At 55.0% G+C, this 25,697-nt stretch carries 22 protein-coding genes; all 22 read left to right on the forward strand.

Features of this window, described 5'->3' with window-relative positions; translation table 11 throughout:
* The first annotated feature begins 6 nt into the window (after positions 1-6).
* The 22 genes from AC3WJN_RS04940 (at position 7) to AC3WJN_RS05045 (ending at position 25,573) form a co-directional block, all read left to right on the forward strand.
* Positions 7-1,311 carry an amidohydrolase gene (locus AC3WJN_RS04940; protein ID WP_005834622.1) on the forward strand — a complete coding sequence of 435 codons (1,305 nt, stop codon included), beginning with the start codon at positions 7-9 and terminating at the stop codon, positions 1,309-1,311.
* A gap of 374 nt (positions 1,312-1,685) precedes the next feature.
* On the forward strand, positions 1,686-2,381 hold the full coding sequence (locus AC3WJN_RS04945) for a hypothetical protein (protein WP_005834620.1): 696 nt from the start codon (positions 1,686-1,688) through the stop codon (positions 2,379-2,381).
* Between the two features lie 30 nt (positions 2,382-2,411).
* Complete coding sequence (locus AC3WJN_RS04950; RefSeq protein ID WP_007785389.1) at positions 2,412-2,891, forward strand: cell wall elongation regulator TseB-like domain-containing protein; 480 nt, start codon at positions 2,412-2,414, stop codon at positions 2,889-2,891.
* A 159-nt stretch (positions 2,892-3,050) separates the two neighbouring features.
* Positions 3,051-3,578, forward strand: coding sequence for a hypothetical protein (locus AC3WJN_RS04955; protein WP_007785387.1), 528 nt, complete (start codon positions 3,051-3,053; stop codon positions 3,576-3,578).
* On the forward strand, positions 3,571-5,085 hold the full coding sequence (locus AC3WJN_RS04960; RefSeq protein ID WP_005834615.1) for an AAA family ATPase: 1,515 nt from the start codon (positions 3,571-3,573) through the stop codon (positions 5,083-5,085). The genes AC3WJN_RS04955 and AC3WJN_RS04960 overlap by 8 nt, the downstream gene beginning before the upstream one ends.
* Positions 5,086-5,266: 181 nt before the next feature.
* Positions 5,267-5,677: a hypothetical protein gene (locus AC3WJN_RS04965; protein WP_005834613.1), complete on the forward strand. Its 411-nt coding sequence runs from the start codon at positions 5,267-5,269 to the stop codon at positions 5,675-5,677.
* An 11-nt stretch (positions 5,678-5,688) separates the two neighbouring features.
* Positions 5,689-7,704, forward strand: a complete 2,016-nt coding sequence (locus tag AC3WJN_RS04970; RefSeq protein ID WP_035317435.1) for a WIAG-tail domain — start codon at positions 5,689-5,691, stop codon at positions 7,702-7,704.
* 191 nt (positions 7,705-7,895) lie between these two features.
* Entirely contained in the window at positions 7,896-9,185 is a 1,290-nt protein-coding gene (asnS, locus tag AC3WJN_RS04975; RefSeq protein WP_005834608.1) for an asparagine--tRNA ligase, read from the forward strand.
* A 116-nt stretch (positions 9,186-9,301) separates the two neighbouring features.
* A complete protein-coding gene (locus AC3WJN_RS04980; RefSeq protein WP_005834606.1) occupies positions 9,302-9,985 on the forward strand; it encodes a DnaD domain-containing protein in 684 nt (227 codons plus the stop codon).
* Positions 9,986-10,096: 111 nt separating this feature from the next.
* On the forward strand, positions 10,097-10,525 hold the full coding sequence (locus AC3WJN_RS04985; RefSeq protein WP_005834604.1) for a hypothetical protein: 429 nt from the start codon (positions 10,097-10,099) through the stop codon (positions 10,523-10,525).
* Entirely contained in the window at positions 10,506-11,684 is a 1,179-nt protein-coding gene (locus AC3WJN_RS04990; RefSeq protein ID WP_221842113.1) for a glycosyltransferase family 4 protein, read from the forward strand. The genes AC3WJN_RS04985 and AC3WJN_RS04990 overlap by 20 nt, the downstream gene beginning before the upstream one ends.
* A gap of 122 nt (positions 11,685-11,806) precedes the next feature.
* A complete protein-coding gene (locus AC3WJN_RS04995; protein WP_007785370.1) occupies positions 11,807-12,853 on the forward strand; it encodes a glucose-1-phosphate thymidylyltransferase in 1,047 nt (348 codons plus the stop codon).
* Positions 12,850-13,653, forward strand: a complete 804-nt coding sequence (locus AC3WJN_RS05000) for a glycosyltransferase family 2 protein (RefSeq protein WP_007785367.1) — start codon at positions 12,850-12,852, stop codon at positions 13,651-13,653. The genes AC3WJN_RS04995 and AC3WJN_RS05000 overlap by 4 nt, the downstream gene beginning before the upstream one ends.
* On the forward strand, positions 13,650-14,600 hold the full coding sequence (locus tag AC3WJN_RS05005; RefSeq protein WP_005834596.1) for an NAD-dependent epimerase/dehydratase family protein: 951 nt from the start codon (positions 13,650-13,652) through the stop codon (positions 14,598-14,600). Before AC3WJN_RS05000 ends, AC3WJN_RS05005 begins: the two co-directional genes overlap by 4 nt.
* A gap of 25 nt (positions 14,601-14,625) precedes the next feature.
* Entirely contained in the window at positions 14,626-15,702 is a 1,077-nt protein-coding gene (locus tag AC3WJN_RS05010) for a glycosyltransferase (RefSeq protein ID WP_005834594.1), read from the forward strand.
* Between the two features lie 9 nt (positions 15,703-15,711).
* The gene (locus tag AC3WJN_RS05015) at positions 15,712-16,998 is read left to right on the forward strand and encodes a UDP-glucose dehydrogenase family protein (protein ID WP_005834593.1); all 1,287 of its coding nucleotides are present in this window, start codon (positions 15,712-15,714) and stop codon (positions 16,996-16,998) included.
* Between the two features lie 153 nt (positions 16,999-17,151).
* A complete protein-coding gene (gene pepF, locus AC3WJN_RS05020) occupies positions 17,152-18,963 on the forward strand; it encodes an oligoendopeptidase F (RefSeq protein WP_007785361.1) in 1,812 nt (603 codons plus the stop codon).
* 255 nt (positions 18,964-19,218) lie between these two features.
* Positions 19,219-20,442, forward strand: a complete 1,224-nt coding sequence (locus tag AC3WJN_RS05025; RefSeq protein ID WP_310669798.1) for an efflux RND transporter periplasmic adaptor subunit — start codon at positions 19,219-19,221, stop codon at positions 20,440-20,442.
* Positions 20,443-20,445: 3 nt separating this feature from the next.
* Positions 20,446-23,541, forward strand: coding sequence for an efflux RND transporter permease subunit (locus AC3WJN_RS05030; RefSeq protein ID WP_310669797.1), 3,096 nt, complete (start codon positions 20,446-20,448; stop codon positions 23,539-23,541).
* Between the two features lie 130 nt (positions 23,542-23,671).
* Positions 23,672-24,460 carry an SDR family oxidoreductase gene (locus tag AC3WJN_RS05035; protein ID WP_238500603.1) on the forward strand — a complete coding sequence of 263 codons (789 nt, stop codon included), beginning with the start codon at positions 23,672-23,674 and terminating at the stop codon, positions 24,458-24,460.
* A 45-nt stretch (positions 24,461-24,505) separates the two neighbouring features.
* Positions 24,506-24,997, forward strand: a complete 492-nt coding sequence (locus AC3WJN_RS05040; protein WP_005834584.1) for a YajQ family cyclic di-GMP-binding protein — start codon at positions 24,506-24,508, stop codon at positions 24,995-24,997.
* 93 nt (positions 24,998-25,090) lie between these two features.
* Positions 25,091-25,573: a hypothetical protein gene (locus tag AC3WJN_RS05045; protein WP_005834582.1), complete on the forward strand. Its 483-nt coding sequence runs from the start codon at positions 25,091-25,093 to the stop codon at positions 25,571-25,573.
* Positions 25,574-25,697 lie beyond the last annotated feature (124 nt).

Raw genomic sequence — 25,697 nt, forward strand, 5'->3', positions numbered from 1 at the left:
GTAACCATGAAAAAAACTATCCTCATCCACGCAACAGTGATTACGGTAAACGAGCAAAATGAAGTGATCCACGACGGAGCCGTCGCTTTCGAGGGCGACAAGATCACGTATGTAGGACCGACGCCTGAGGATCTTTCCGACGCCGGCTACGATGAAGTCATCGACCAAAAAGGCGACTTCATCCTGCCAGGTCTGATTAATACGCACGGACACGCGGGCATGTCGCTTCTGCGCGGCTATGCCGACGATTTACCGCTGCAGCAGTGGCTGGAAGAAAAAATGTGGCCGCTGGAAGCGCAATTTACCGCCGATTCCGTCAAATGGGGCACGCAACTGTCGCTGATCGAAATGATCCGCACAGGGACCACTACGTTCGTGGATATGTACGATCACATGGATGAGGTAGCCAAGGCTGTCGAGGCGTCCGGCATGCGCGCTCGCCTGTGCCGCGGCATGATCGGCCTGTGCTCCGAGGAAGAGCGACAAACCAAGCTGCGCGACGCGACTGCGTTTGCCAAAGAATGGCACAACCAGGCAGACGGCCGCATCACCGTCATGATGGCGCCGCATGCGCCGTACACGTGCTCGCCTGCGTTCATTACGCAAATTATCGAAAAAGCGGACGAGCTGTCCTTGCCGCTACACATTCATATGTCCGAAACTGCCTGGGAAGTCGGGCAAAACGAGAAAGACTACGGCCTGCGTCCAGTCGCTCACCTGGAGAAGCTTGGCATGTTCAACCGTCCTACGCTGGTTGCGCACGCCGTACATTTGACGGATGAAGAGATTGACATTTTGGCAAACTATCAAGTGAAAGTTTCCCATAACGTCGTGAGCAACCTGAAACTGGCGAGCGGGGTTGCGCCTGTGCCAAAAATGCTGGCAAAAGGCGTGAGCGTCTCGCTTGGCACAGACAGCTCGGCGAGCAACAACAACCTCAACCTGTTTGAAGAACTGAAGCTCGCGGCGATTTTGCACAAAGGTGTAAACAACGATCCGGTTGCGGTGCCAGCCGAGGAAGCGCTGCGCATGGCGACACGCTACGGCGCAGACGGCGTATTCCAGGCGGACACGCTCGGCAGCATCGAGGTAGGCAAGCAGGCTGACCTGATCGTTCTCGACAGCCATCAAGCCCATTTCCACCCGGCGCATGAGCCGATTTCCCATGTCGTCTATGCCGCAAATGGCCGCGACGTCAAAGATACGATTGTTGCGGGCAAATTTTTGATGCGCAACCACAAGCTGCTCACGATTGACGAGGAGCGGGCGATTTACGAAGCGAACCGCGTGTTCCAGCAGTTGAAACGGTAAAAGGCTCCTGTCTGGTGTGGGACAGGAGTAAGGGAGTGTAGGTGTAGGTAGGGGAATATGGGTACTACATGCCGTGCTCATTTTCGCCACAGCTCTGTCAGGGGATGATGGCGAAAATGCAGTGTGGGTGTGTGCGACAGTTGACGCAATGGAGAAGACAATCCAGCCCAGGAGACGCGGTATTCCTGTAGCAAAAACCCAAGTATGTCAGGAGATGCGTTTTGTTGCGGTGACTTCACGCGCTCACCTCCTTGCGGGTGTATAAGTAGTATGACCGCCCGGCCCCGAGCTATGATTAGCAACTTTTCCGTGTCGTTCTAAAACCTTCCCGTATAGCATAGGCTAGAGACAAAAATGGGACAGGGGGGACGGAGATGTACATCCGGCCCAAAAAGCTGTGGTGGCTTTTCCCGATCTTTCTCGGTCTGTTTGGTCTGGGGATGGCGCTCGGTTCTGCAGGTGAATGGATTCATTCGGCTGCCGGGACAGGGGGCGATCAGGTGTCGGCAGCCAAACAGGAGCCGTATTCGGTGCCGCAGTTGCTTGCGCAATTGACACAGGACGAAGAGCGGGCGTTTCTCGTTTACATGCACGACCAGGCATTGAACGGGCGCTATGTACGCGAGACGTTCAGTCTCGACGGGGAAATCGGGGGGCACAAGCTGGCCATCAGCCGTAACCACGAGCAGCCGGTCTCCGTAAGAATAGACGGACAGGTGCAGGATCACGCTGCCTTGCCCTACGCTTTGTTTACGCCGTATGAACATGCGACGCTGTTGAAAAGTGTGCTGCCATCCGTCTCGCCCCAGCCGATTGCGGATACGTCGGGCAGCGACTGGAGCGGCTATCGCCTGGCGGTGCCGCCGGAAAAGGTGACGTCGCTGCTTTCGATGTGGCTCGGGCCGTCTTTTCCGATCGCTGACATCACGCCTGAGCTGGCGCGCGGGATCAGCATCGAGTACCAGCTATGGTATGAGCCGGATACAGGCACGCTTCGCCAGTTGGAGCTGGAAATGCAAATCAGGACGGCGGCTGGCGTCAAACAGGACCAGCTTCGCTTCCGTTTGTAATGTCAACCGCATAAAGGAGTTAACGGGAACGTGCTAGTGAGAATCATTGTGGGAGCGATCATCGCGCTTTTGGTGACAGGAGCGGGATTCGCCTATCATCTGACTGCTTCCGTAGCAGGAGAGCGCAACCAGTTCGAGGCGACTGTCCGCGAGTGGGTACAGGCGCGGACGACGATCGACGAAATCGAGTCGATCGACGAATACCGCGGGACGGAGAGTTACGCGGTCGTCATCGGCAAAAACAACGCCGGTACGCCTGTCGTCGCCTGGATGACTGCGGAAAAAGTAGCGTTTGATCGAATGGATCTCGCTGTGCCGCGCAAAAATGTCGAGGAAGCAGTAAGCAAGGCGTTTCCGCAATCAGAGATAACGCATATCGTCCCCGGACTTGAAAAGGACAAGAAATTTTGGGAAGTCACGGTAAAAGACGCAAACGGCCGCTACCACTACTTGCACTACGATTTGTTCAGTGGGGCTTTGCTCGCTTCTTACGTATTGTCGCCTACATGATCGCTTCATAAAAAGAACGGAGGACAGGTCTTTTCCGCTGAGGAAAAGGCCTGTTTGGCATGCGATCCAACATCTGTATAAAAAATTGATATACCCATGTGATATACTGGTTTTGTTGACAAGAGAGAACAACGAGAACGCGATATGGGGGGAGTAGCAGTGCAGTTGAAAAAAAGTGCGATCGGATTGTCCTTGCTGGCGACACTTGCTCTCCTGTTCGGAGGCTGGTTCTTGTATCAGAAGATAGAGATTGAGGAGCCTATCCGCGCAGAAATCGGTCAGATGCAATCCGCCACCTTGGGCCATTTCCATGTGAGCAAAGACAAAATTCAAATAGATTTGAAAGTAACCAATCCAGAGACGTTTCCGGCGGAGTACCGCAACCTCGTTGCCAAAACGGAAAAGATTGCAGGCAACAAGCAGGTCGCGATCGTAGTCGCGAACCAGTCCGAAGCGATGACAGACATTTGGAAAAGCGGCCAGTTTGTGTTCACGGAAGCGATGGACTTGCACCAATACAGCCGCATCCCTTCTCTGATCGAGGAGTGGAAACAGGCGAACAAGCTGGATGAAGCGTCTGCTTTGATGGATGATGCAAACATTTACGTTTACTTGAAAAAAGGAACGGAAGATTTCTACACGATCATTCCCCGTTCCGAGGCAAAAGAGGTGACGGCACGTGGGTAAAGAGCTGCTGATCGGCGTCGTTCCTGCGGTGTTGGTTTTTCTCGTGTTTCTAGGAGTGAACATTACGCCCTTTGTGCTGTTCGCCGCTGTGCTGGGCGCGATTTACTTCCTCGTCGTTCGCCAGCAAAGCGGACAGGGAGGCAATGTCGCGCTCGGCGGCAAACGAAAGCAGAACAAGCACGAAATTCCGAAGTCGGACGTGCAGTTTGCCGACATCGGCGGACAGGAGCGGGCCAAAAAAGAGCTGAAGGAATCGCTTGACTTTCTCGTGTACAAAGACAAGATCGAGCAGTACGGCATTCGCCCGATCAAAGGCGTGCTGTTGACCGGGCCTCCCGGTACAGGGAAAACATTGATGGCAAAAGCGGCAGCGAACTACACCAACTCGGCGTTCGTGGCGGCTTCCGGCTCCCAGTTCGTGGAGATGTACGTAGGGGTCGGGGCGCAGCGCGTGCGCGAGCTGTTTAAAGAAGCGAAGACGATGGCGGAGAAAAATGGACAGGACAGCGCGATTATTTTTATCGACGAGATTGATGTCGTCGGGGGAAAACGGGATGGTCAGCAGCAGCGGGAGTACGACCAGACCTTGAACCAGCTTTTGACCGAGATGGACGGGGTGGCGACGAGTGACAAGCCGCGCATTCTGGTCATGGCTGCGACGAACCGCAAAGACATGCTCGATGCAGCGCTGCTTCGACCAGGCCGTTTTGACCGTCACATTACCGTAGATTTGCCTGACAAGCCTGCACGCGAGCAGATTTTGACCATTCATACGGCGAACAAGCCGCTTGGACCAGATGTCGTTTTAGAAAAAGTGGCGCAAGAGACGTTCGGCTTCTCCGGTGCGCAACTGGAAAGCGTCGCGAACGAGGCAGCGATTTACGCTATGCGCGACAAAAGCGACAAGATCATGGCGAAGCATTTTGCCTACGCCGTAGACAAGGTCATGCTCGGCGAAAAAGTCGACCGCCAGGCTTCCGAGGAAGAGAAAAAGCGGGTAGCGCTGCACGAGCTGGGCCACGCGATCGTGAGCGAAGTGGTGCGCCCAGGCTCAGTCTCGCAAGTCACGCTGAGCCCGCGCGGCAAGGCGCTCGGCTACGTCCGGCAAAATCCGATGGAAGACCGCTATCTGTACACCAGAGAAGCGTTGGAAAAACAGATCATGGTCAGTCTGGCCGGAGCGGTTGCAGAAGAAATCTACTACGGCGGACGCAGTACCGGCTCCAAAAACGACTTCGAACAAGCGCTGGGCATGGCGCAGGAAATCGTTTCGAGCGGGATGTCCGACCTCGGGATCGTGCATTTGCAGTACGTCGACAAAAACCGGATTCACGACGAAGTGGATCGGCTGCTCTCCCGTCTGCTGGAGGATACGCGCAGCCTGCTCAGACAGTATGACGCTGTTTTCCAGACAGGTCTGGGCACGCTGATGGAAACGGAAGTCCTGCAAGGCGATGAGTTTAGAGCCCTTTTGTCCCAGACGAGACAGGAAGCGGCTGTGTCGTAATCAGAGCGTGATGCGTTACCAAAAACCTGCCAGCCAACGATTGCCGTTGGTTTGGCAGGTTTTTTGGCATGCGTGGCGAGCGCGCGTGGGGAAACAAATTTCGCGGAGCGGTGCCAAAAGCCTATGGGGTGAATATGTTACACAATGATACGGGAATGACATCAGGAGGCAAGGAGACTCTATGGCGAATGTGAACCGAAAAAAAACGAGCAAAGGTCTGGGAAAAACATTTCGGCAGACGCTGCATGAAATTCCGCTGATGCAAACTTCTTCTACGGTGGAGCGCGACTGGGTGGCTGATCTGGAACTGGAGCTGGAGCTTTCGGAGAGCGAACCTGTCAACAGCGCGAAGCCAAGCGCCCACGCAGCCAAAAGTCCACTGCAACAGCCGCTGCAGAAAATGCCCAAGCAGGGGGCGTCCTCGAATCAGACGACCTTTTCGAAAATTATCAAGGAGCGCAACGACGACAGGGTACAATCGTTTGTCTACACCGACGACTTGACGGATCAGTCTGTCACCACGGAGAAAATCGCCAATCGAGCTGTCGATTCCTCCAAAACAAACCGGGGACGATTGATACCGCGCTGCTGAAAGATTACGCCGTGGACAGTACCAAGCTTGCGGACAAGAGCGTGACCTCGAACAAAATTGCGCCCGGCGCCGTTTTGGGCGAACATCTGGGGCGCCATGTCATCACGAGCGACAATGTGCAGGACCATTCGATTAGCGGTCAAAAGCTGGTCAACAACAGCATTACTTCCGAGAAGCTCGCTGACAAGACGATTGACTCGATGAAGTTTGCCGAAGCAGCGATCCAGACCAAGCATATCCAGGAGCAGGCGATTACGACAGAGCTGCTCCAGGACCAGTCTGTCACCTCGGATAAAATCAAGATGGGCAGCATTCAGACACGGAACCTCGCCAATTACGTGATTAACTCCGTCAAGCTGGAGGACGGCGCAGTCACGACGGACAAAATTCGCGACGGGGCGGTGACCTCGACCAAGTTGGAGGAAGATGCAGTCGAGTCCCAGCATATTCGCGAAAGGGCTATTTTGCGTCATCATCTGGCGGAGAACAGCGTGGATGGCGACAATATCGCGCTCGGCTGCGTAACGGACCAGCATATCGCCTTTCACGCCATCTACAGCCAGCATCTGCAGTCGGAGGCGGTCACCAGCGACAAAATCAGCCCGTATGCCGTCCTGACCGAGCATCTCGACCATGCGAGCGTCACGTCGGAAAAAGTCGCCAAAGAATCGATTGGCAGCGTACACATTCAGGCTGGCAGCATCCAGACGAGCCACTTGCAGGATGGGCAGGTGACCGCGCGAAAAATCGGGGAGCAGCAGGTCACGACAGGAAAAATCGCTGACAGGGCCGTCACGGTCGATAAATTGGCGAACAGAAGCGTGGGCGACCAGCAGTTGATCGAAGAGAGCGTCAACACGAGGCATTTGGCAGACGGGGCCATCTGCGCGGAAAAAATAGCGCGGCGCTCGATTGAAGAACAGCATTTGACCGATCGCGTCATCGGCAGCAACCATCTGCGGGATTACGCGATTCAACCCCAGCATTTGCACGAGCACGTCGTCACTACCTCGAAGCTTGCGCCGGAGTCCGTCTCGACAGACAAGGTGACCGATCTGAGCATCACCGCCAACAAGCTCGCCGATGCTGCTGTGACTGCCCCCAAACTGGCGAAAGACGCGATCAAGGCGAGGCATCTGGGCAAGGGAGCCGTCACGGGCGAGAAGATCGCGGAAAAAGCGGTGTCGTCCCAGCATCTCGCCAATCAATCCGTGCAGAACGAGCACATCCAGCCGAAAGCGATCTCGAAGGAAAAATTGCAGGAGGGCAGCGTCACCCGCGACAAGCTGGCCGATCACGCTGTCGACGGAAGCAAGCTGGATTTGCATGCGATCACAGGCAAGCATGTAGAAAAGGGCAGCCTGAACGGCGAGCATCTCGCGAAAGGAACGCTGTCTGGCGAACATCTCGCTGCGCAATCCATCGAGGGGCAGCATCTGCAAAAGCACGCTGTCAGCGAGGAAAAGCTGGCCGATCATGCGGTCACGAAAGCGAAAATTGCGCCGCGGGCGATTGCCGAAGAGCACCTTGCCGACAAGTCGATCACGCAGGAAAAGCTCGCTTTTCAAGCCGTAGAGACTCTAGGCCGCATCGGGACGACGTTGCAGCAATTCGGCTTTGTCCCGTTCCGCATCCCGGCGCAGCGCCAGACGGCAGATGTCACCGTGCGCGTGCCGCTACCGTATGCCGATACGCACTATTGCCTGGTGGCGATGACGAATCAGGCAGGAGTGTCGGTTTCGCTGAAGTACACAAAGCGCACGTCGGCCGTACTGACGGTTTTTCGCCATGAGACAGAGCAGGAAGACAGCGGAGTGCTGCAATGGATTGCAGTCGGGGAAAAGGGAGAGCTTGTGCACGATGAGGTTTCTGCCCTGCATCTGCACCGACACGAGGAAAACGTCCTGGAGGATGAGTGGGACGAGAGCGACGACGAAGCCGATGAAGATCACAGCGAAGAAGAAGGGGGCGAACTCGACGGCGAAGCGGCTGGCGACACAGAGGATACAGACGACGTGAACGGCTAGCTTGCAAAACCGGAGGGCAGGGGAGGTCATTGGCGAGCAAGCCAGACGATCTCCCTTGCGTTTGTTTACATAATAAAATTATGGTAATCACCGGACGGGGAGACTTTCATTGAATTTGCCGTTCCCCAATAGTATAATTGTTGGGTACACTTAGTCTGTAGTGTGGCATGGTAAATGGAGGGAATTATTCGATGTTGACGACGATTGCCCGGGTAGGGCAGCATGTTGGACAAGAAGTGCGCATTGGATGTTGGCTGTACAACAAGCGCAGCAGCGGCAAGATTCAGTTTCTGCAGCTTCGCGACGGCTCCGGCTTCATCCAGGGCGTAGTAGTAAAAGCAGAAGTAGCGGAAGACGTATGGGAAAAAGCATCCCAACTGACCCAGGAAAGCTCTTTATACATAACCGGTGTTGTTCGCGCAGATGACCGTGCTCCAAGCGGCTTCGAGCTGACGGTAACAGGCGTGGAGATCATTCAGATTGCCCAGGAATACCCGATTTCGCTCAAGGAGCACGGGGTAGACTTCCTGATGGATCACCGCCATCTGTGGCTGCGCACTCCTCGTCAACGTGCGGTCATGGCGGTTCGCTCTGAAGTGATTCGCGCTGTTTACGAGTTTTTCCATGAAAATGGATTTGTCAAAGTAGACCCGCCAATCCTGACACCGACTTCGGCAGAAGGAACAACGAACCTGTTCCACACCAAATATTTTGATGAAGATGCGTATTTGTCCCAGTCCGGCCAACTGTACATGGAAGCGGCGGCAATGGCACTGGGCCGCGTGTACTCGTTTGGACCGACCTTCCGTGCGGAAAAATCGAAAACCCGTCGTCACCTGATCGAATTTTGGATGATCGAGCCGGAGATGGCGTTCGTCGACCACGAGGAAAACTTGCGCATTCAGGAAGCTTTTGTGTCCCACGTGGTGCAATCCGTCCTGAAAAACTGCCAGCAGGAGCTGAAAACGCTGGAGCGCGATACAACCAAACTGCAAAACGTGACGGGCTCCTTCCCGCGCATCACGTACGATGATGCGATCAAGCTGTTGCAGGAAAAAGGCAGCGAGATCAAGTGGGGCGACGACTTCGGTGCGCCGGACGAGACGCTGATCGCTGACCACTTCGACAAGCCGGTGTTCATCACGCACTATCCGACCGAGATCAAGGCTTTCTACATGAAGCCTCATCCAGAGCGTCCGGAAGTGGTGCTGTGCGCGGACATGATCGCCCCGGAAGGCTACGGCGAGATCATCGGCGGCAGCCAGCGCATCGACGATCCGGAGCTGTTGGCGAAGCGCTTCGCCGAGCATGAGCTGTCCGAGGAAGCTTATCGCTGGTACATGGACCTGCGCAAATACGGTACCGTTCCTCACTCCGGCTTCGGTCTGGGCCTTGAGCGGACGATTGCCTGGATTTGCGGACTGGATCACGTGCGCGAAACGATTCCGTTCCCGCGCATGCTGTACCGTCTCTACCCGTAAGGTTTTTCGTTTTTTCCATACACCCTGTTGCGAGAGGGCAGCAGGGTGTTCCTATTGTATGGCAGCGCGTTTTACGCCCTTCCTTTGTTAATCCAACCCAGAGGTGAACATGCGTTATGGATTCCCATATATTGCAACTGTTGCAAGAAGGTGCAACATCCGTCTCCAACCTTCTTCTGAAGATGTACAAACGAATGTCCCTGGCAGACGACGAAATGATGCTGCTCATTCATCTGCTTTCTTTTCAGCAGGAGGGGAACCGTTTTCCGACCTTGACTGAGCTGGAAGAACGCATGTCCATGTCCAGCATGAGATTGATCCAATCGCTGCAAAAGCTGCTGAAGGAAGACTGGATCAGCATCGACGAGTTTATCGACCCGCATACGGGGCTGCGCCACGAGCAGTACAATTTGACCCCGTTGTACAAAAAGCTGTACCAGACCTGGCGCGAGCAGCAGGCCGATCCGCGGATGCTGGCGCCGTTCAACGAAGCCGCGGCCACGGTAGATTCCGAGCCGGTGGCGATTTACTCCCGGTTTGAGCAGGCTTTTGGTCGGCCCTTGTCTCCTTTTGAATTGGAGAGCATCCACATGTGGACAGAGCAGGACGGTTATCAGGAAGAGCTGATTTTAACAGCATTGCGTGAAGCCGCAACCGTAGGCAAGCTTCACATTCGCTACATCGACAGAATCCTTCTGGAGTGGCAAAAACAGCAAATTACCACGGTCGAGCAGGCACGGCTGTACAGCCTGAACTTCCGCAGACAAAACCAATCCAAAGACTATCGACAACCGCTTTGATGCCAGCTATCAAGGCGGTTTTTTCTATTGTCTGTCTCCTATGTACACGTACCCATTTTCCGCGTTTGTCATAGCATATTACGTAGAAGCACGTTGCAGGAGGGAAGACTTATGGAAAAACGCAAAAAATGGGATCTGCCGCATTGGGTCACGCCAGGAGTCTTTTCTGGCCATTTTGTGGTCGATGAAGCGGTAGAGCGCATCTCGATTGTGAAACCCGGTGAAAAAGGACAGGAGGCCGCCGTGGAAAAAGCGACAGCGACGGAACAGACCGCTTGCGAGCAGCCCGCAGAGGCGCGAGAGCTGGTGCTGGAGCCGAAGTTCGAGATCATGATGAGAGAAACCGACGTGGTGACGACCGAGCAACTGGAGAAGCTGGAGCAGGAGGTTGCCGCCTTGAAGGAGTCGCTTGCCGCCTGGGAAAAACGGTGGAAAAAAGCCGAGGAAGAGCAGGCCAAAGAAAGGCAATATTTGTATCAGGTGGTTCTTTCCTTGAAAAAGGAGTGGGAGAGCGAGCGTAATGAACATCGCCATAATTAGCCCGGGGCCCTTTTCCGTGCCACCCGTCAAAGGCAGCTCGGTGGAGCACGACATCGACGAAGTGACGAAGATGATCGATCCCGAGCACAAAGTGACGATCTACACCCGGCGCTGTACGACCTACCCAACGTCGTCCGTGGAGGACAACCGGGAGTTCATTCGCTTCCCCTACGATGGTCCAACGCCTTATTTGCGCAAGATCATCAAGCATATTCGCAAGCATAAACCGGATGTCATTCTCGTCGAAAATCGGCCGATTTACGTCTTGCAACTCAAAAAGCATTTTCCCAAAATTCCAGTTTTCGTCAACATGCATTCGCACGTCTACGGCTCTCCCGCCATGATTAGCAAGGAAAAAATGAAGCGGGTCGTCCGGCTGTCGTCCGGATTTATTACGAACAGCGAGTTTTTGCGCCAGCATTTTATCAAGGCGTGCAAAATTCCTCCACACAAAATTCACGCCGTGCATCTCGGGGTAGACGTGTCGCCGTACCAGGTGGCAAAGCTGCATTACACGATCAAAAAGCTGCGCAAACAGATCGGCCTAGCAGCGGATGACCGCGTTTTGTTTTACGCGGGAAGGCTCATGCGGGGAAAAGGCGTCCACATTCTCATCAAGGCGTTTCACCAGGTCAGCAAGCAAGACCCTCGCGCGCGGCTCGTCATCGTCGGCGGAACCGGCTACGGCAGCAATCGCTTAAATCCGTACGTGCGCGAGCTGAAACGGCTGGCGAAGCCGCTCGGCGACAAAGTACGCTTCGTCAATTTCGTCCCCAGCGCGCAGATGCCGCTGTATTACCAGATTGGCGATGTCGTGGCGACACCCTCGATCTGGAAGGAGGCCTTTTGCCGCGTCAACCTCGAGGCGATGGCATCGAGCAAGCCTGTCATTTCCACGACGCGGGGCGGGATCAAGGAGGTTGTCACCCATCAAGGCAGCGGGTTCCTGATTCCGCCCAAAGAGTGGGAAAAAGAACTGCCCGCCATCTGGGAGCTGCTCTGGAGCACGCCGCACGTGCGCACGGAAATGGGCAAACAGGCATTGCTTCGCGCAAAGCAATTCTCCTGGTACGCCACGGCGCAAGGCTATTTGAATGTGTTTGAAAGCGTGGTCGGCAAGCAGCCAAAAGAAAAGCAGCCGCTGCTCAAAACGGGATGATTCACTTGTCCAGCCGCTAGGTTATTGCCCTTTTTTTGTGCCAGGTGGACGTCTGCCCTGTCCAGATATCATGAGGCGCATACCTTATAAGTATCGCAGAGCACAACTGGGGAGTGATACTTGTGAAAGGGTTAATCTTGTGTGCTGGACGTGGTACGCGACTGCACCCCTTTTCCTATTCGCAACCAAAAACCCTCCTCCCTGTGGCCAATCATCCGGTATTACACTACTGCATCAGCAAACTGCGTGAAGTGGGTGTGCATGACATCGGCATCGTCATCCACCCTTCCCAAGTGCAGATTCCTCCCTTGGTGGGCAATGGTAGTCAATTTGGGGCTACCATTACTTTTATCGAGCAGGAGGTGCCGCTTGGAATCGCACATGCTGTCCATTTAGCGCACCCGTTCTTGCAAGACGAACCGTTTATCTTGTTACTTGGTGACAACTTGTTGATGGATTCGCTGCACGGGCTAATGCGTGCGTTTACCAGTGAAAAATCAGACGGTGTTGTGATGCTAAGTGAAGTGGAGAGACCACAGGATTATGGGATTGCCGAAGTACAGGAAGGGCGTCTGGTCTCCGTGGAAGAAAAACCTCGTCAGCCGAAGAGCAATCTGGCTGTCATTGGCGCATACCTGTTTACCCCACCCATTTTTGAGTCGATTGCTACACTGCAGCCATCCGCCCGTGGTGAATATGAAATCACGGATGCGATCCAGTCCATGATTGATCGCGGTTTTCATATTGCGCATGCACTTACGAGCGGCAAGTATTCCGATGTGGGAACTATTGATCGTTGGCTGGAGGCAAACCGTTGGATGCTGGCAAAAGATTTGGGTCAGACTCACCAGATTGGCCAAAGGTCCGTCGTCACAAACTGTGAGATTATCGGACCTGTGCTGATCGGGGAAGACTGTCACATTGAAAATTGCCGGCTCGGTCCGTACGTTTCGATTCAAAACGGGGTGCATCTGAAAAATTGTGCGCACATTGAGAACAGCATCCTGTTGGAAAACAGCTCGCTCATGGACGTCGCCTGGAGCGTTACGGACAGCGTTTTCGGAAGGTCGTCTCATTTGACAGGACAGTCAGCCAATTCGAGCGGTGTCTTCATTTTAAGCGACAAGTCATCGATTCGCATTCCAGCCGTGAAGAGGGAGGACACATGAACCCAACCTTTACTGTGGTCATCCCGACGTACAATCGCGCCAAGTTCATCCGCAAAGCGATCAACAGTGTCTTGAAGCAGACGACAAAAGACTGGAAGCTGTTAATCATTGACGATGCCTCTACCGACAAGACGAGGAAAAAGGTAGAGAAGTATTTGTACCATCCGAACATCATGTACTACCGGATGGAACAAAACTCCGGCATCGGAAAAGTGATGAATCAGGCCTTGTCTATGGTCGACACGCCATACCTTTTGCAGCTTGATTCGGACGATTGGCTGCCAAAACGGACGCTGGCTGTCATTAAAAAGTACATTCGCAAGAGTAAAAAAAGTACAGCGCTCTACTACGGCAACGTCAAAATATGGCGAGTGCGGCGCGGGAAATACTACAACCCGTTTCTCGTCAAGCACAAGCATTTTCGCAACAAATACCAGTTTTTGAAGTACAACCGCTGGATGGTGGCGCCGCGCTGCTATCGGGTCGAAGCGCTTCGGGAGGTCGGAGGTTGGGATACCTCCGACAAATACGAAGGCCGAATCATGGAGGATCGGCGCATCATTTTGCGGCTGATTGAAAAATACCGCGTCCGGTTTATCAATCGCAAGCTGTACAACCGGACGAAGCACAAAGGACAGCTTACCGACAACAAGATGAAGCGGAGACGCAATCATTTACGCAAAAAAACGTTCAATTATTACCTCAAACGCTGGGGCAACAAATACAAAGCGGTCTACGGCTACAAGGATGGCTATCTCGTCATTAAACGGTTGAAGAAAGTGAGGCGGCGGAAGCGATGACAAAAGCACTTGTCACCGGTTGTGCTGGTTTTATCGGGTCGCATCTGACCCAGCGCTTGCTAAATGACGGGGTGACAGTGATCGGCATCGACGGCTTCGTCGATAACTACGACGTTGCTGCCAAACTCCGCAATCTCGCAGAGATCGGGAGCCATCCCGCCTTTACTTTTCATTCAACCATGCTGCAGGCAGAGCGGTGGAAAGACTGGCTGGACGGAGTAGATGTGGTCTATCACCTGGCTGCGCTGCCCGGCGTGCGGAACAGTTGGGGCAAGGCATTCGCGGAGTACGTCAGTCACAATATTTTGGCTACCCAACTGCTTCTGGAGGCGTGCATGCAAAGGCCAAAACCGCCTGTCATCGTCGTCTCTTCTTCCTCTTCTGTGTACGGCACGATGCAAGGGACGCTAACGGACGAATCTGCTCCGCTGCGTCCCGTATCGCCTTATGGCATCACGAAGGAAGCGATGGAGCAGGTGTGCTCCGTCTACGTCAAAGCGTACGGACTGCCGATCACGATGCTGCGCTACTTTACCGTGTACGGCCCGAGACAGCGGCCGGACATGGCTTTTCACCGCTTTTTCCGGCAAATGATGAAGGGAGATCCCGTCGTCGTTTACGGAGATGGGCAGCAATCGCGAGACTTTACCTACGTTACGGACGCCGTGGAGGCAAACATATTGGCGGGGCGCCACGCTGCACCCGGCGAGATATTTAATGTGGGTGGAAATCGTGAAGTCAAATTGATCGACGTGCTGAACATCATGGGCACGCTGATGAACATCTCGCCGAAAATCAGCTTTCAGCCCGGTCCGGCAGGCGACTCGCTGCGCACTTGCGCGGACATTCGGCTGGCTGAGCAGCGCCTGGGCTACCGTCCGCAAGTTTCCTTGGAAGAGGGGCTTCGTCGGCAGTTGGCGGATATGCGTTTTCAGCCGAGGAGCTAAAACTCGAAAATAGGAGGCCAGTTGCATGCATCGGGTCCTCGTCTATCGGAGAAAATTCCTGCCCCGAAGCGAAACCTTCATCTACGAGCAATTGCTTGGGCACCAGAGAGTCAAACCTGTCGTGCTGACCAGACAGCGGCCGTTCAACCGCAAACAGTTTCCGTACTCGCCGGTCTATGTGCGCAAGGCAATGGCGGGCCTCTCCGGGTGGCTGAAGCGAAAAAAGATCAAATGCTTGCATGCGCGGTTTGGCCCGGCTGGCCTGGAGCTGCTTCCGTACGCCAAAAAGGCGGGACTGCCGTTGATTACTTCTTTTCACGGCTTCGATGCGACCAAGCGCGTGCGGGAAAATCCGGGCTATCGCCGCTCGCTGAAGCGACTGTTTCGCAAAGGCAAGGCGTTTACCGTCGTCAGCAATCATATGAAAAAGCGGCTGATCCGCCTGGGCTGCTCGGGCGACAAAATCACGCTGATCCGCTCCGGCATTGATCTGCGCAAATTTCCGATGCTGCCGCCCCAGCCGGTCCACGATGGCGAGTACCGGCTGCTCAGCGTTGGCCGCCTGACGGAGAAAAAAGGCATGGACACGTTAATCCAGGCGTTCGTGCAGGTGCACAAAAAGCATCCGAAGGCCAAGCTGATTATCGTCGGCGACGGCGAGAAAAAGAAAAAGCTGCGCAGCATGATTAAAAAATACAAGCTGGAAAAGCAAGTCGTCCTCAAGGGCGCTTTGCCGCATCAAGCGGTGCAGCGCGAGCTGGCGCGATGCCATCTGTTTGTCATCGCCTGCAAAACGGCCAAAAACGGCGACCAGGAAGGCATCCCGAACGTGCTGATGGAAGCGATGGCGTCCGGCAGGCCCGTCATTTCGACGTATCACGCGGGCATTCCCGAACTGGTGGAGCACGGGGAGTCCGGCTATCTCGTCCCGGAGCGCTCTCCGGCGAAGCTCGGACGGATGATAAACCACGTGCTCGCATCCGCGCACGAATGGCCGGAAATGACGGCGCGGGCGAGGATGAAGGTGGAGAAAAACCACGATATTCACCAGCAGCGTCTCAAACTGGAGGAGCTTTATTTGCGTGTGATGAAAAAACGATGAGGTGAAGTGATGAAAGTTGCCGTTATCGGTACCGGCTACGTAGGGCTGACAACCGCTGTCTCCCTGGCCATGAACGGCCATCAGGTGATCGGCATCGATCTGGTCGAAGCCAAAATTGTCAAACTGAGGCAAGGAATCTCGCCCATCTACGAGCCCGGGTTGGAGGAAGCGCTGAAACAGGTGCTGGAAAACGGCACCCTCGCTTTTTCCACGAAGCTGCAGGAGGCAGCAGACGCGGACGTTTTCTTTGTTTGCGTCGGCACTCCGGAAGCGGCTGACGGGACCGCCGATTTGCGCTATTTGTACAGTGCCGTAGCTGCGATCGAACAGATGCATCAAGCCTCCCCGAAAAGGCGAGTCGTAGTCGTCAAAAGCACGGTGCCAGTGGGGACGGGCGACAAGGTTGCCGAGCTGCTCAGCGGCTGCGGGGAGCTGTCGGTCGCGTCCAATCCGGAGTTTCTGCGAGAGGGCAGTGCGCTGTACGACGCGCTGGCGCCTTCGCGGATTGTCATTGGAGCGGGCGAGCCGGAAACGAGAGAGGTCATGGAGGAGCTGTACAAGGGGGTGGACGCTCCGCGCGTGGTCACGACCCGCGCGAACGCCGAACTGATTAAGTACGCCTCCAACGCCTTTTTGGCGACGCGCATTTCTTTCATGAATGAGCTGGCGCGGCTGAGCGCGGCACTGGGAACCGATATCGTGACGATCGCGCACGGCATGGGGCTGGACAGCCGGATCGGGCCGGAGTTTTTGCGGGCGGGCGTCGGCTATGGCGGATCCTGTTTTCCGAAAGACACGATTGCCTTGCTGCAGCTCGCTGCGCAAAACGGCATCTCGCTCGGTATTTTGGAGCAAGTGCGCAAAGTCAACGCCACGCAGCCCGTCTGGTTTTTGCAGCAGTTGCAACCGTTCGTTCCGGACTGTCGCGGCAAGCGGATCGCGGTACTCGGATTGGCGTTCAAACCGGATACGGACGACATTCGCGAGGCGCCGTCCCTGGCCGTCCTGCAAGCGCTGGAGGAAAAGGGAGCTGCGGTTTTCGCCTACGATCCGATCGCAACCGACGCCGTGCGGCAGAAGTTTCCGAACGTTACGTACACCAAGACAGCCGAAGAAGCCGTGCAAGGCGCACATGCCGCGCTTTTAATTACCGAGTGGAAAGAGTGCGTGCAGCTCGATTGGGAACAGGTCTACCAAAAGATGGCCCAGCCCGTTTTGCTGGACGGACGCAATGCGTGGCCGGCCAAAATCGTCAAGGAAGCCGGATTTCGCTATGTGGGCGTAGGAAAAAGCTGACTTTTCCGCAGGAGAAGCTCAGCTTTTTTCTTTTGCCGCGAAAAAGCAGGTGCCAACTGTGCTAATGATTTGAACAAGATGGCATAATACGGTAGGATAGTCACATATGAATGATTTGACCATTCTTGTGCAAATGACGAGGGAGTGATCGCGGTGAACAAAAGCAAAACATTGCCAAAACGAAGTGACGTCCCCGCTGAATACAAGTGGCGGTTGGAGGATATTTACGCGACCGACGCGGACTGGGAAAAGGATGTGCAAAAGGCGAAGCAACTGACCGAGCAGATTGCCGCTCTGAAAGGGACGCTGGCGCAGTCCGGGAAGCAGTTGCTCGCAGCGCTGACCTTGCAGGACGAGCTGCTGAAGACGCTCGATACCGTGTACGTGTACGCGCGCATGCGCCGCGACGAGGACAATGCGAACAGCACGTATCAGGGACTGACTGACCGTGCCACCAGCCTCAGCACGCAAGTGTACGGGGCAATCGCGTACATACAGCCGGAGATTTTGGCGATCCCGACAGAAGAGCTGGAGAAGTGGATCAAGGAAACAGAGGGACTCGCGCATTACCGGATTTTGCTGGAAGAGATTACGCGCTTCAAGCCGCATACGCTTTCCGCGGAAGAAGAGGCGCTTCTGGCGAACATGAGCGAGCTGGCTTCTGCCCCGACCAAAATTTTTGGCATGCTGAACAACGCCGACATGAAGTTCCCGATGATTACGGACGAAAACGGCGAAGAGGTCGAGCTGACCAAAGGGCGCTACACGCAGTTCATGGAGAGCAAGGACAGACGCGTGCGCAAGGAAGCTTTCCAGGCGCTGTACGCCACGTACGGCAAGTTCCGCAATACGATCGCGGCGTCGCTGACTTCTGCGATCAAAGGCGACGTCTTCTACGCCCGGACGCGCAAATATCCGTCCGCGCTGTACGCGGCTCTTTTCTCGGACAATGTGGACTTGTCCGTGTACGACAATCTGATCTCGACGATCCGCGAGCATTTGCCGCTCATGCACCGCTACATCGCTCTGCGCAAAAAGCTGCTCGGCGTAGAGGAGCTGCACATGTACGACCTGTACGTGCCGATCGTGCCCGAGGTCGACATGAAAATCCCGTACGACCAGGCGGTAGCCACGATCAAGGAAGCGCTGCATCCGCTCGGCGAAGAGTACGGCCGCGTGCTTGCCGAAGGCTTTTCCAACGGCTGGATCGACGTGCACGAAAACGAAGGAAAGACGAGCGGGGCGTATTCGTGGGGCGCGTACACGACCCATCCGTACGTGCTCATGAACTACCAGGATAACGTGAACAACATGTTTACGCTGGCGCACGAGATGGGCCATGCGCTGCACAGCTACCACTCCAACCAGGCGCAGCCGTACACGTATGCGGACTACAAAATTTTCGTGGCCGAAGTGGCTTCGACGCTCAACGAAGCGTTGCTGATGCACCACTTGCTGCAGACCACGACAGACAAAAAGCAGCGGATGTACTTAATCAACTACTACCTGGAGCAATTCCGCGGCACCGTTTTCCGGCAAACGATGTTTGCCGAGTTCGAAAAGATCGTACACGAGAAGGAGGAGCAGGGAGAGCCGCTGACAGCCGATTCGCTCAGCGCGATTTACCGCGAGCTGAACGTCGCTTACCACGGACCGGAGATGGTCGTGGACAGCGAGGTGGACCTGGAGTGGGCGCGCATCCCGCACTTCTATCGCAACTTCTACGTCTACAAGTACGCCACCGGGTTTTCGGCCGCGACGTCCTTGTCCAAACAGATTTTGGAGGAAGGCCAGCCGGCTGTGGACCGCTACCTGCAATTCCTCAAGGGCGGCAGCTCCGACTATCCGCTCAATCTCTTGAAAAAGGCGGGCGTGGACATGGCTTCTCCGGCTCCGATCGCGGAAGCGTTGAGCGTGTTCAAAGGCTTGCTGGACGAAATGGAACAGCTTCTCGCAGAAAACTAAACAGCGTCACCGCATGAAAAGGCAGTCAAGCTATCGGGCTTGGCTGCCTTTTCCTTTTTTTTACAAAATCTTAGCGAGAAGTCCAAAAAAAGGTAACGGTCCTGCATATTGTTCGTATATACTTATGAACTGGTGGGGATTGTGTTCTCCGTCTCGGGGCTGAGGCAAATTTCCAACCACTGACTGTTTTGCAGGAAAGGTAAAAACTGGCACAATTACGCAAGGGAATGATTGTGAACATTTGGAGGAATCATTGTGAAAAAACGGGCATCGATCATTATGGCCTCTCTCTTGCTGGTTACAGCCGGCTGCGGAGGACCGGCACCAGAGCCTCCGGCGCAGGTGGAAGCCAAAGCGAAAGTCGTGGAGGTCGTCAAAGTACAGAAGGGAGCACAACCTGTTTTCCTGCGGGTAACGGGAATGGTGGAAGCAAAGCGCGACGCGGAACTGCCCTTTGGCACTGGGGGAACGATTTCGGCCATCCAGGTGAGCAAAGGGATGAAGATTGCACAAGGACAGCTTTTGGCGACACTGGATTCGCGCTACTACCAAAAAGAAGTCGAAGCCGCTGCCAGCCAGGTAGAAGAGGCGGCCGCCCGCAAAACGAAAGCGCTGAAGGGCGCGACAGCAGAAGCGATCGAGCAGCAGCGCCTGCAAGTGCAAAGTGCCCAGAGCCGTCTGGAAAAGGCGAAACAAGACCTCGCAGCAGGCGAGAAGCTGTTCGCGGGAGGCGCTATTTCGCAAACCGAAATAAATGATTTGCGCCGCGCCCTGACCCAAGCGGAAATTTCCGCCCGCGACGCCCAGTTGTCGCTCACCGAGCTGCAACGCGGAGCGCAGCCAGAGGACATCGCGATGGCGAACGCTTCGATCAAGGCGGCAGCCGGACAGGTGGAGCGGGCGAAAAAGAGTCTGGATGATGCGAAAATTCAAGCGCCTTTTGCCGGAACGGTCGTAGACGTTTACAAGCAGACTGGCGAGCAGGCTTCTCCAGGCGAGAAAATCGTCCATCTGGTCGACTTGACGGAAGTGAAGGTCACGCTCGACGTCACCAACGATCTCATCAGCCAGTTCCAGGAAAAGGCGAAGGTGCAGGCAGTATCTGACGACGGGAAAAAGAGCGAGGGCACGATTACCTTCGTCTCGCCTGTCTTGAGCAAGGAGACGGGCAAGTACCGCGTGGAAGTGACGATTCCGAACCCAGACGGCTTCTGGCGCGGGGGAATGGCTGCGACGATTGAGGCGCCGCGCAAAGTAAACGGGTTCCTCGTACCGCTGGAAAGCGTCGGAGTCAGCTCTACCCAGCATTACGTCATGGCGGTGGAAAACGGCCTGACCGTGAAAAAGGAAGTCAAAACCGGACAAATTGTCGACGATCAAATCGAGATTCTCTCGGGTGTCAAAGAAGGCGACCAGCTTTTGCGCAGCGGTATTACTTTCTACGTCGAGGGGCAAAAAGTAGAGGCGAAGGGAGAATAGCGCATGAACAAGATGATTCTCTTTTTGCTGAAGCGGCGCCTGATCGTCTATCTGTTTACCTTTTTGCTCGTCATCGCCGGTCTTGGCTCCCTGCTCAGCTTCAACGTTGAGCTGGTTCCGAAAACGAACTTCCCCGTGCTCTCCGTCAACATCTCAGGTGGGGCGCTGCCTCCGGAAGAGATGGAAGAGAAGATTACGAAAAAAGTAGAGCAGGAACTGAAATCGATTGCGGATATCAAAGAATTTTCGTCTACGACAGGTACCGGCTACGTCAACGTGCAGATTACGGCCACGGAAGGGCAAGGCGAAAAAGTCAAGCAGGACGTGCAAAATGCCGTGAACCGCTTGCGCAACGGGTTCCCGAAAGCCGTTGACAGCGTCAGCGTGAACCAGATGAACTTCGGGAATGAACAAATGATCGACTACGCGCTGGTCGGAGCCGATCCGCAGGCGATGCTCAGCCTGGCGAAAACGACGATCAAGGACCGGATCGAGGAAGTGTCCGGGGTGAAGGAAGTCGCCGTATCGGACCGCAGCTTCGAAAACAAGATCGCCATCACTTTGCGTCCAGACAGGCTGAGTGCGTATCGGACTACCCCGTCAGAGGTGATCTCGCAGCTTCAGGAGACGAACTGGAAGCAAGCGATCGGCACGCTGGAAAACACGGGCTTTGACACCGTCGTCATGATTGACAACACGTTCAACTCGGTTCAGGAACTGAACGCGTTGCCGATTGTGACGCCAAACGGCACGGTTACGTTGGAACAGCTCGCGACGGTCGAGGACTTGCGTGGAAAAGTGAAAGATTCGGTAGCGCTGACGAACGGAAACGTATTCGTGCACTTGAGCGTTTCGCGCGCGGATGGCAGCGACCTGATTACGACCCAGCGCAAAGTCGAGGAAGTCGTCCGCGGGATCAATGCGGAAGCGAATGGCAAATACCAGATGAAAGTCATGTTCGAAGCCGTTTCGTACATCGAGCATGCGGTGACCAATCTCAGCCGTGACGTTTTGATCGGTGGCGCGTTGGCGATCATCATCTTGTTCGTGTTCCTGCGCAACTGGCGGGTGACGCTCGTCATCGCGACGACGCTGCCGCTGTCCGCGCTCATGACGTTTATCGCCATGAAAATCGGCGGCTACAACATCGACATGGTCAGTCTGCTCTCGCTTAGCTTGTCTGTCGGCCTGATTGTCGACGCCGCAATCGTCGTCCTGGAGAGCATTTACCACTTCCGGGAAAGAGGCGAGGAGCTCAAGCAGGCGATTATCAAAGGAACGCGAGAGGTTTTGACGCCGGTCTTCACCTCGCAGCTCACGATCATCATCGTCTTTTTGCCGCTCGTCTTTGCTGACTTTGAAGACTGGCTCAAACCGATTTTGGCGACGATTGCCTTTACGGTATCTTCCGCCATTATCGCATCGACCATCGCCGCTTTCTTTTTCGTTCCCGTCTTTTCCGATCGTTTTTTGCAAAAAGACAAACACGTCGCGCTGGAAGGCGAAGGAAAAGAGCATGTGGTTAATCGGTTGTTTAACAGCCTCTTGCGACTGGCCTTGCGCCACCGGGTCAAGACGATTATCGTCGCGCTCCTGATGTTTGTCGGCGCGGGCTTCCTCATGCCGCTCATGAAGATGGGGCAAGGCATTAACCCGAATGAAAACTTCATTTTTGCCACGCTGGAGATGCCTACCGGCTCCACCCTGGAGCGGGCACAGAAGGCGGCACTGACCGGAGAGGAAGCGCTGCGCGGCATCCCGGAAGTAAAAGACGTGTTCTTCTTCTCCTCCAGCACAGGGTCGGAGATTTTCATTTCGCTCGTGCCGAAATCAGAGCGCACGCGCGACAAAGAACTGTTGACGGCCGATATTAACGATCGCCTCAACTCGATCCCGGGCATTGAATCCATCTCGATGACGTTCGGGCAGCAAGGGGCTTCGGCGCCGATCCAGCTCGACATCATCGGGGATGATATGGAGCAAATGCGCAAAATCGCTACCGATGTGGAAGGCATGCTGTCCACCGTACCTGGCTTGACCAACATTCGCAACGACTTTAAAGAAGGCAAGGAAAAAGTAACGCTCATTCCGAAGCAGGAGGCGCTCGCCAGACTGAACGTCGACCACCGCTCCTTGCTCCAGCAGTTGAGCGTATGGATTGGCAGCCAGCAGATCACGTCGATCACGAAGGATGGAATCGAGGTGGATGTCGTCGCCCAAATGCCGGACGACTGGCTGAAGCACCCGGAACAGCTCAAGCAAATGATGGTGACAGCCAAGGACGGCGCCCAGGTGCCGCTGGCTGACCTCGTGGACTGGTACTACAGCAAGTCTCCGATTACGTTGATCCATGAAAAAGGCGAGCGGATCGTAACGGTATCTGCCGAGATGCAAGGAAGCGACTTGGGGACGGTTGGCCGTGAAATCAATGAGAAGCTGCCGGGCCTGGTCGTTCCTGCCGGGTACAAGGTGGAGATCGCCGGGAAGCTGAAAGAGCAAAGCGCCAACCTCGCGCAAGGGATTTTCGTCTTCGTCGGCGTGCTCGCGTTGATCTACGTCATCATGGTCGCGCAGTTTGGCCGTCTCTCGCAGCCGTTCATTATTTTGCTGACGATTCCGATGGCCTTGGTCGGCGTGGTGATGGGCTTCGTGCTTACACAACGAACGTTTGGCGAAATGGCGATGATCGGGATTATCATGCTGGTCGGGATCGTCGTGTCCAACGCGATTTTGCTGATCGACCGGATCAACCTGCTGCGCAATCGCGGGATGGCTACCGCCGAAGCGATTGTACAAGGCACGAAGGACCGCGTCCGCCCGGTTATCATGACGAAGCTGACGGCGATTCTGGGGATGCTGCCGATGGGACTGGCGATGGCGGAAGGCTCCGACCTGGAGGCACCGCTCGCGACAGCCGTAATTTCCGGCTTGATCTTCCACACGCTGGTGACGCTGGTGCTCGTGCCTGTGCTGTACTCGTTGTTTGAAGGAGCCAAAGAAAGACGGCTCGCCCGCAAGGCAGCGCGTCAGGCCAAACGAGAGGCAAAGCGCACCGCGAAGCAAAACAAAAACAGCAACACGTCTCACAAAGAGATGTAACGGCGAAAAAGAGAAGGGGAGTGTGCTTTTCCCCTTCTCTTTGCTTTTCGTTCGTCTGAAAGTTCTGTAGAATATAAAGCAAGGATGATACATACAAAACCAAAACCGTACCTCGAAAGGAGCGTTGAACATGGATCTTCAATTGCAGGGCAGGACAGCCCTCGTGCTCGCCTCGTCAAAAGGCTTGGGCAAAGCGACCGCGCTCTGCCTGGCGCAGGAGGGAGCGAATGTCACCATTTGCGGCAGAGACGAGCAGGCGATGGAAGCCGTGCGCGCCGAAATTGAGCAGGCAGCGGGGCAGTCGCCTCTGGCCGTTCCGGTGGATGTCACCAAGCCGGGAGACATCGAGCGAGTCGTGCAGGAAACGGTTCGCCACTTCGGCAGCGTAGATATACTGGTCAACAACTCGGGCGGACCTGCGACGGGCAAGTTCGACCAGTTGACGGACGAGCAGTGGATTTCGGCCTTCGAGCTGAACCTGTTGAGCTACGTCCGGGCGATCCGCGCTGTTTTGCCGCACATGCGCGCCAAGCAGTTCGGGCGAATCGTCAACTTTGCGTCTTCCTCGTTCAAGCAGCCGCTGGAAAACTTGATCTTGTCGAACACGTTTCGCACAGGGGTTCTGGGGCTGGCCAAAACGCTTTCCGCTGAGCTGGGGCCGGATGGCATTCTCATCAACACGATCGGCCCGGGACGAATTGCGACAGACCGGGTGCAGCAACTGGACGGGCTGAGTGCGCAGGGGCAAGGGATTAGCGCAGAGGAAGTCCGGCAAAACTGGGAAAAACAAATCCCGGTCGGCAGGTACGGCCAGCCGGATGAGTTCGCGCGCATGGTGACGTTTTTGGCATCGCCAGCCAACAGCTATGTCACGGGGCAGTCTTTCCTCGTGGACGGAGGACTGGTTCGGGCGATCTAGCAGCGAAAAAACGCCAAACAGGCAAAAGCGAAGGAGGAACTACGCATGAGCAAGGAAAGCTCGTTTGACATCGTTTCGAAAGTAGACTTGGCCGAAGTGAACAACGCCATTCAAACCGCCTTGAAGGAGATCGAGAACCGCTTCGATTTCAAGGGGAGCAAGAGCAGCATCAAACTGGAAAAGGACGAGCTCGTCCTCGTTTCCGACGACGACTTCAAGCTTAGCCAGGTCAAGGACATTTTGCTGGGCAAGCTGGTCAAGCGCGACGTGCCGATCAAAAATTTGGACTACGGAAAAGTCGAGCCGGCAGCGGGCGGCACCGTGCGCCAACGGGTGAAGCTGGTGCAGGGCATCGACAAGGACAACGCCAAAAAGATCAACGGCATTATTAAGGATGCCGGCCTGAAGGTGAAGACGCAAATTCAGGACGATCAAATTCGCGTGACAGGCAAAAGCAAGGATGATCTGCAGCAAGTCATCAGTGCGATTCGCAAGGCGGATTTGCCGCTCGAGGTGCAATTTATCAACTACCGCTGACGGCTATAGCAAAGTTTTGCTTCTACCTCTCTTTCCTCTCGCATATGCATGTACAAATAAGTGACAAGCACTTGCGAAAGGGAGAGTAGAGACATGAAGGTCTTTATTATCAGTATGCGCAATCTCATTTTGGGCGGAATCGTCTTTCTGGTTGTTCTGGTGGCGGGCATCGTGCTATTGGTCAAAGATCCGTTGCACGTCTCTGACTCCTATCGTCCAGGTGACACGAGTGTTCCGGCCACGACCAATGCCAGTGCTCCGTTGACCCAGCCGGAAGGGGCAGCCAAGCCGTCGTTGAACATGGATATACAGGTGGATGGAACGACAGCGGAAGTATCGCTTTTGACGCAAAACTTCGAGTTCGTGCAGGAAAACGGCGAGCTTGGGCAAACGCCGGTGTATGGAAAAGGCCACGCCCATCTGTACCTCGATGGCGAGTCCAAAGGAATGATCTACCATCCGGAGTTCATGCTGAAAAAGTTGCCGAAGGGCGAGCATGAGATTCGCGTCGAGCTGAACTACAGCAACCATCTGCCGTACAAGGTGGAAGCGACGCAAAAAATTGTCGTGAAGTAAACGGGAAGCGTTCCGATTGGGGGACGCTTTTCTTTTTTCTATCGAGAAGCCATTCCTGTAATGAAGAAATTTGAGCTTTGAAAGAAAAAAGCGCCTCCTGTATGCTGGGTCTTGGAATGGTCAC

This window comes from Brevibacillus sp. FW306-2-1A-C05A (genome assembly GCF_058781555.1).